Origin of the sequence: Clostridium sp. 1001271st1 H5, from assembly GCF_005845215.1 — a bacterium.
GTDB lineage: Bacteria > Bacillota > Clostridia > Lachnospirales > Lachnospiraceae > Enterocloster.
The window spans coordinates 101,628-109,917 of record NZ_SPHO01000021.1 but is presented as its reverse complement, the minus strand read 5'-3'; the positions used below and the strand labels follow the sequence as shown (position 1 = coordinate 109,917).

Here is an 8,290-nt window from a genome sequence, read left to right as displayed (position 1 = left end):
GCTTCCAGTCTACACCATGGGTTCTTTCTTTACAAGTTAGCCTCTGAACAGTAACCAAATCCCCGGAACCCGGGGACTGCCTCTGCGGGCCTTCTTACTATATTTCGCACATTCATCTGCCTGCTAAACAGCCAGGCGTCAGCCGGTATCATTTACTTTCCCTGTCCATAATAAGCATTCGGCCCATGCTTGCGCATGAAATGCTTATCCTGCATACACTGGGGAGCTGGCCCTGCCTGGGGATTGATAAGTTCCGTCATGAAATTCATCCTGGCAATCTCCTCCAGCACAACCGCATTGTGGACAGCCTCAGCCGCATCCTTTCCCCAGGTAAAGGGACCGTGGTTCTTGCACAGAACAGCCGGAATATAAACCGGATTTTTACCCTGGAATGTCTCTATGATGACCCTTCCCGTATTTTTCTCATAGCCATCCTCGATTTCCTCTGCCGTCAGGTTTCTGGCACAGGGAATCTCACCGTAAAAATAGTCTGCATGGGTGGTGCCATAGCAGGGAAGGGCCCTGCCCGCCTGCGCCCAGGCCGTTGCATGAGGGGAATGGGTATGGACAATACCGCCTATCTCCTTAAATGCATTGTACAGCTCCACATGGGTGGCTGTGTCAGAGGAAGGATTCATCTCCCCCTCCACCTTATTGCCCTCCAGATCCATAACCACCATATCAGATGGCTTCAATACATCGTAATCCACGCCGCTGGGTTTTATGACAAACAATCCCGTTTCCCGGTCAATGCCGCTGACATTACCCCATGTGTAGGTGATGAGGCCCCTGCAGGGCAGCTCCATATTGGCTTCATATACCTTTTGTTTCAGTTCTTCTAACATAGTCTGTATCCGCTCCCGTTCCTGTTAATCCTTCTATGCTCACAGCTTAATCCTTCATATGCTCCACAGCAGCCTTCTCAATGGCAAGGCCCTCTGCATACCGCTTCATGAATGCCTCGAATCCTTCCACATCCTCCTTCACAGGCTCCATTCTGGTTCCCTTGTCTCCTGCAAAGACCTTGTCTGCCAGGTAAGCGTCCAGGGTTTCGCCCTCTTCCCTGCACCTCATATAGGCGGCCAGCAGGGCAATGCCCCAGGCTCCTCCTTCCCCGGCTGTCTCCATGACAGAAACCGGCGCGTTCATGGCTCCCGCCAGGATTCTCTGGCCCACGCCCTTTGTCTTAAAGAGGCCGCCATGGCCCAGAAGGCTGTCCACCTTCACATGCTCCTGCTTAAGCAGGATATCCATGCCTGTCTTAAGGGCGCCTAAGGAGGTGTACAGGTGCACCCTCATGAAATTCGCCAGGCTAAACCGGCTGTCCGGCGTGCGCACAAACAGGGGACGGCCTTCCTCAAAGTGGGTAATGTGCTCCCCTGAGAAATAATTGTAGGCCAGCAGACCGCCGCAGTCAGGGTCGCCCTCCAGGGCCTTGTTGTAAAGGGTACCGTAAAGCTGGTTCATGTCCGCCTTCACGCCCATTGCCTCTGTAAACTCCTTAAACAGGTTCACCCATGCATTCAGGTCCGATGTACAGTTGTTGCAGTGCACCATGGCAACCATGTCGCCTGCCGGAGTGGTCACCAGGTCAATCTCCGGATACACATGCTCCAGCTCCTTCTCCAGTACCACCATGGCAAACACGCTGGTACCCGCGGACACATTGCCGGTGCGGACAGCCACGCTGTTGGTGGCCGCCATGCCGGTGCCCGCGTCGCCCTCAGGCGGACACATGGGAATGCCTGCTTTCAGGTTTCCGGACACATCCAGCAGCTTTGCGCCTTCTTCGGTCAGGACGCCTGCATCCTCTCCCGCCACCAGGGCCTTGGGCAGGATATCCCGCAGCTTCCACGGGAAATTCTCCCCTGCCACCAGTTCATCAAACTGCTCCACACGCTTCTGGTCAAAATCCCTGGCATGGATATCCACCGGAAACATGCCTGCCACGTCGCCGATGCCGAGGACGCGTCTGCCGGTCAGTTTCCAGTGCACATAGCCCTCCAGCGTGATAAGATAATCTATATCCTTCACATGCTCTTCCTTATTGAGAATGGCCTGGTACAGGTGGGCAATGCTCCATCTCTGGGGTATATTGTACCGGAATACCTCTGTCAGCTTTTCAGCGGCAGGTCCTGTAATGGTATTTCTCCAGGTGCGGAAGGGCACCAGAAGCTCTCCGTTCTTGTCAAATGCCATATAGCCGTGCATCATGGCTGAAAAACCAATGGAACCAATGGTGGTCAGGGTAATGCCGTATGTTTTCTGTACATCCTCAGCCATCTTACCGTAGCAGTCCCGGATGCCGTTCCAGATGTCCTCCAGGGTATAGGTCCAGATATGGTCCACGTACCTGTTTTCCCAGTCATGGCTGCCGGAGGCAATGGGTGTGTGGTCCCCGCCGATGAGGACCGCCTTAATCCTGGTGGAGCCCAGCTCTATGCCCAGGGAAGTATTTCCATGCTCAATTTGTTCTCTTATGCTATTTATATCTAAACTCATGAATTCCCCTCCACTTGCTCATTAAGGAGCGGGCCGTTAAGAACACGTTGAACACATGCCCCCAGGGTCCGCCCCATATATCCTGTTCCTAATCCTACCTGTAAGCAGCCGCGTTCCAGCGAAGCTCGTTCTTAAGCCCGCGGATGCTGGTATCCTTGTCAATATAGACTGTCTCTATGCCCATGGCGTCCGCCCAGTCTCCCATCTGCTCTGCCGTCAGGTCATAGGAGAATGCGGTGTGGTGCGCGCCGCCTGCCAGAATCCACGCCTCTGCCCCGGTTGCCAGATTGGGTTCCGGTGTCCAGAATGCAGTTGCCACAGGAAGCTTAGGCATAGGCTTTTCTGTTTTCCTGCACTCCACATCGTTGATAATCAGACGGAATCTTGTGCCCAGGTCCACTAAGGATGTGGCGATTCCATGGCCTGTCTTGGATGTGAATACCAGCCTGGCCGGGTCTTCCCTGTCGCCCATGGACAGCGGGCATGCCTTGATGCTGATTTCCCCGTCTGCAATGGTGGGGCACACCTCCAGCATGTGGGCTTCCAGGATTCCCTCCCTGCCCGGCACCAGGTTATATGTATAATCTTCCATAAACGAGGTTCCTTTGGCATCCTTCACGCCCTGGGTCATGATTTTCATCAGTCTTACCATGGCTGCCGTCTTCCAGTCTCCCTCTGCCCCGAATCCGTATCCCTTTTCCATGAGGCGCTGGATAGCCAGGCCGGGCAGCTGCTGCAGCTCTCCCAAATCCCCAAAATGGGTAACAATGGCGTGGTAATCCTTGTCCAGCAGGAACTTCTCAAGGCCAGCCTCAATCTGGGCCTGTACCGCCACATGGCGCTTAAACTCCTCCGGGTCCCTGCCCTCTGTCAGGATGGTGTACCTGCTGTAGTATTCGTCCACCAGGGCCGTAATATCTCCCTTGGGCACAGCCTTCACATACTCAGCCAGCTCATTGACCGGATAAGCGTCCACTTCCCAGCCAAATTTCATCTGGGCCTCCACCTTGTCTCCCTCGGTGACAGCCACATTCCTCATGTTGTCCGCGAATCTTGCCACCCGTACATGGCTGCTCTCCATGATGCCCACCGCGGTGCGCATCCAGCCAGCAATGCGGCCCACTACTTTTTCATCGCTCCAGTGTCCCACTATGACCTTTCTCTCAATGCCCATGCGGGTCACCATGTGGCCGTATTCCCTGTCCCCGTGAGCGGACTGGTTCTCATTCATGAAATCCATGTCAATGGTATCGTAGGGAATCTCCTGGTTAAACTGTGTATGGAAATGCATAAGAGGCTTTCTGTATTCCTGCAGTCCCAGAATCCAGGACTTGGCAGGGGAAAATGTATGCATCCAGGTGATAACGCCTGCGCACGCGTCATCCGCATTGGCCTCATTGAAGGTCCTGCGTATCAGCTCATTGGTAATCAGCGTGGGTTTCCACACCACCTCATAGGGCAGGATGCCTGATTTATTAAGACTGTCCACAATGATTCTGGAATGCTCCGCCACATGTGCCAGACACTCATCTCCGTAGAGGTCCTGTGAACCTGTACAGAACCAGAACTTATAATTCTTTACTGCTATCATATCTCTCATCCTCCTTAAATGCTGCTAAATATCATCCGTCTGCTCTTCCTCGTCATCATCCGGAATCTCGCCGTATTTAACATACTCGCCTTTTATGAATTTCTTAAGGGACCAGCCGGCCAGGAATGCGCCTGCTATGCCAAAGAATACCGCACAGCCAATCTGTACCATCCTGCCTCCGCCGGCAGGCTTCAAATACTCCTGCAGCAGACCAAAGGCCAGGTATACCAGGTAGCCTCCTGCAGCCAGACGCAGTATTACGGTTATCTGAGCCGGTTTTTCGGCATTTTTGTCTTTCTTTGCACCCATTATAATTCCTCCTTATGGGGCCCCTCCAGGACCTTTACCGAATCCCGCTCAATGATATCCGAGTCAAACAGATAATTACCGTCAAAGTAGGGATTCTCAATCATACCTATCATGTTCTCTGCTGCTTTTCTGCCCAGCGCCTCCATGGGGTGGGGGAAGGAGGTCAGCTTCACGCCGGCCAGGGTTGCCAGGTCCGAGTTGTCAATGCTGACAATGGACAGCTGGTCCGGGATGGCAATGCCCCGCTTCTCGCAGAGCCCGGACAGCACGTATGCCACTTCATCGTTGTAGCATACCACGCCCGTGCAGCTTTCCAGCCTGCGGAACAGATAATCCGACCACTGGTCCAGGTCCAGGAAATCTTCCGTGTCCAGCCATACCACATTGGCATCCTTAACCTTGATGCCTGCCTCCAGCATACCGGACAGGAACCCCTTGTACCTCAAATGGCCCTGTCCGTCGTCGCTTTTAAACACGCCTCCGATGCTCCTGTGGCCGTTCTTAATCAGATATTCCACTGCCTTTTTTCCCACCTGCTCATCGTTCATGGACACGCATGGCAGCTCCAGCTCCGGGTACCGGCTGTTAAAGAACAGAATCGGAATCCCCCGTTCCTTGAGTTCCTGGTAGTAATGCAGGTTTGGATTGGGAAGAGCGCTTTTGGCCGGCTCCACAATCAGTCCGTCTATGATGTCTTTATCAATAAGATTATTCAGTATGTCCTGTTCCCTGCTCACCCGGTTGCCGGTAAAGGCAATCTGGGTGGTATAACCTTTTCTGGAGAGCACTCTCTCGATTCCTCTCACCACAGGAGGGAAAATATAGCTGTCCACATAGGTACTGATTACAGCGATGTTCATGTAACGTTCCTGGCGTTCCGCCTTGCCGTTGCCGCCCACATAGGTACCGCTGCCCCGAACCCTTAATACCAGCTTCTGCTGCTCCAGGATATCCACGGCATGGCGTACCGTCTGGCGGCTCAGCCCGAAACGCTCGCTGAGTTCATTCTCCGAAGGCAGCTTTTCGCCTACCTTCAAAGCTCCGCTGTTAATGTTGTCCAACACCCAGTTATAAACTGCTCTATATTTCAGCTCCTGTGTACTCATAATCAAAACCTATCCTTTTTTCCTCTTTGATAATAAGTCTACCGTAACAGCGCCTAAAAGTACAGCGCCTTTTACGATTTTCTGGATGTCGGTGGACCATCCGTAGAGGGACATACCGTTGTTCAGGATACCCATAATGAAAGCACCTACTACGGCTCCGATAATCGTACCGATACCGCCGCTGGTAGCTGCGCCGCCGATGTAGCAGGAGGCAATGGCATCCATCTCGAAACCGTCGCCGGCCTTGGGGGTTGCGGACGCATTACGTGCGGAAAGCACAATACCTGCAATGGCGCTCAGGATACCCATGTTGGTGTAAACCCAGAAGAATACCTTCTCTGTGTTGATACCGGAAAGCTTTGCCGCCTTGGCATTGCCGCCCAGGGCGTAAATCTGGCGTCCTGCAACGGTCTTGCTGGTGATGAAATGATACAGGCCCACCAGTACGCCCATGATAACCAATACAAAGGGGATGCCGTTGTAGCGTGACAGCTTGTAGAAGAAGAACCATACAATCATCAGTATGACAGCTTCCTTTACAATGGTCTGCCATAACGGATTGGTTGGAAAACCGTATTTCTTCTTGGTGTTGAGGCTCTTAAGCTCCGCCATGACCACCAGAACCGTGGCTACGCCTGCCACAATAATGGAAATCAGGTCCAGAGTGCCGTTTCCAAAGGGAATCTTCATGGTGGGCAGGAAGCCTGCGCCGATATAGGTATAATTGGTGGGAAGAGGTCCCTTTGTCTGCGCCTTTAACAGGGTGTATGTAAGTCCGCGTCCCATAAGCATGGTTGCCAGGGTCACGATGAAAGGCGGGATGCTCAGCTTGGATACGAACAGGCCTACGAACATACCGGCCAGGGCGCCTACTGCCAGGGCAGCCAGGATAGCCACCCACATGTTGGTGTGGTAGTCAATCATCAGGATACCCACGGTTGCGCCGCACAGGGCCACGATGGAGCCGACGCCCAGGTCAATGTTGCCGGTCAGACAGCATAACAGCATACCGACTGCCAGGATAACCACGTATCCGTTCTGCATGATTAGGTTGTTGATGTTGGCCGGCGACATGTTCTTTCCGCCGGTCATGACTGCGAAAATCAAGAACACTGCGATTAAAGCAAGCACCATGCCATACTGCTTCATATCAATATTAACTGTTTTCTTCTTATCCATCTCTACGCTTCCTTTCCATTATCCGCCATAATACACTTCATGATTCGTTCCTGGGTGACCTCTTCCCTGGTCAGTTCTCCTGCAATCCGTCCCTCGTTGATAACGTATACGCGGTCACAGGTACCGATTACCTCCTGCATCTCAGAGGAGATGACGATTACTGCCTTGCCCGCCTTTGCCAGGTCATTGATAACGCAGTAAATCTCATACTTGGCGCCTACGTCGATACCTCTGGTAGGCTCATCCAGAATCAGCACATCCGGCTGTGTCAGCATCCACTTGGCAAGAACCACCTTCTGCTGGTTGCCGCCTGAAAGGGAGCCCACGGTCTGGTTAATGGAATTAGACTTGATGTTGATTTTCTTCTTGTAATCCTCTGCAGCCAGAATTTCATCATTTTCATTGAGAACGCCGTTTTTGGAAAAGAAATTCCGCATGGCGGACAGGGTCATGTTCCACTTGATATCCTTGATAAGAACAAGTCCGTAATTCTTCCTGTCCTCGGACACGTACGCCAGCTTATTGTTGATGGCGTCCTTAACATCCTTAATATGTACTTCTCTTCCGTTTATCTTAATGGTGCCGCTGATTTTCTGTCCGTAGGACCTGCCGAATACGCTCATGGCCAGTTCGGTACGGCCCGCGCCCATCAGTCCTGCCAGGCCAACTACCTCGCCTTTGCGCACATGAAGGGAAACGTCCTTGATAATCTGTCTCTGGGCATCGTCGGGATGGTACACATTCCAGTTTTTTATCTCGAAAATCGTATCACCAATTTCACAGTGCCGTTCCGGGTAACGGTTGGTCAGCTCACGGCCCACCATGCCTTTTATGATGCGGTCTTCCGTAAAATCATCCCTGCCCTTCTCCAGAGTCTCAATGGTCTTTCCATCCCGGATAACCGTAATGGAATCTGCCACGTAACTGATTTCGTTCAGCTTATGGGAGATGATGATACTGGTGATTCCATGTGATTTGAGGTCCAGCATGATGTCCAGAAGCCGGCGGCTCTCCTCATCGTTGAGTGCGGCCGTTGGCTCATCCAGAATCAGCAGCTCCACCTTCTTGGCCATGGCCTTGGCAATCTCAATCAGCTGCTGCTTTCCAACGCCCAGGCTGCTGATGGGCGCATTCAGGTTTTCTCCGCCCAGTCCAACCTTTTCAAGCATTTCCTGGGCCTTTTTATGGGTCAGGGTCCAGTCGATGATTCCCTTGGCCGCCTTCTGCTCATTTCCCAGGAACACGTTCTCAGCCACCGACATGTATGGGCTTAAGGCCAGCTCCTGGTGAATGATAACAATGCCCTTGGCCTCAGACTGCTTGATGCTGTGGAACTGACACACATTGCCGTTATACACGATATCCCCGCTGTATGAACCAAAGGGGTAAACGCCGGACAGCACATTCATCAGGGTGGACTTTCCAGCCCCGTTCTCACCGCACAGCGCATGAATCTCACCGCGTTTTACCTTGATATTGACATCGTCCAAGGCTTTCACGCCCGAGAATTCCTTCGTGATGTGGTTCATCTCCAAAATATAATCGGACATCTTTTCAACTCCTTTTCTTGAAAGATACTCTGTAAAAGCGCAATCGGACGGCG

General features: G+C 52.6%; 7 protein-coding genes. All 7 read right to left on the bottom strand.

What is annotated here, in order from left to right; all coding sequences use genetic code 11:
• Positions 1-152: 152 nt before the first annotated feature.
• Positions 153-845 (bottom strand): L-ribulose-5-phosphate 4-epimerase, encoded by a 693-nt coding sequence (locus tag FGS84_RS24700; RefSeq protein WP_138310947.1) that lies wholly within the window; start codon positions 843-845, stop codon positions 153-155.
• Positions 846-891: 46 nt separating this feature from the next.
• On the bottom strand, positions 892-2,502 hold the full coding sequence (locus FGS84_RS24695) for an FGGY-family carbohydrate kinase (RefSeq protein ID WP_138310946.1): 1,611 nt from the start codon (positions 2,500-2,502) through the stop codon (positions 892-894).
• A gap of 94 nt (positions 2,503-2,596) precedes the next feature.
• Positions 2,597-4,093, bottom strand: coding sequence for an L-arabinose isomerase (gene araA / locus FGS84_RS24690; RefSeq protein WP_138310945.1), 1,497 nt, complete (start codon positions 4,091-4,093; stop codon positions 2,597-2,599).
• A 24-nt stretch (positions 4,094-4,117) separates the two neighbouring features.
• Positions 4,118-4,402 (bottom strand): hypothetical protein, encoded by a 285-nt coding sequence (locus tag FGS84_RS24685; protein ID WP_138310944.1) that lies wholly within the window; start codon positions 4,400-4,402, stop codon positions 4,118-4,120.
• Positions 4,402-5,508, bottom strand: coding sequence for a GntR family transcriptional regulator (locus tag FGS84_RS24680; RefSeq protein WP_138310943.1), 1,107 nt, complete (start codon positions 5,506-5,508; stop codon positions 4,402-4,404). Before FGS84_RS24680 ends, FGS84_RS24685 begins: the two co-directional genes overlap by 1 nt.
• Positions 5,509-5,517: 9 nt before the next feature.
• Entirely contained in the window at positions 5,518-6,687 is a 1,170-nt protein-coding gene (mmsB, locus tag FGS84_RS24675) for a multiple monosaccharide ABC transporter permease (protein ID WP_138310942.1), read from the bottom strand.
• Positions 6,688-6,689: 2 nt separating this feature from the next.
• The gene (gene mmsA, locus FGS84_RS24670; protein ID WP_138310941.1) at positions 6,690-8,237 is read right to left on the bottom strand and encodes a multiple monosaccharide ABC transporter ATP-binding protein; all 1,548 of its coding nucleotides are present in this window, start codon (positions 8,235-8,237) and stop codon (positions 6,690-6,692) included.
• Positions 8,238-8,290: the final 53 nt, after the last annotated feature.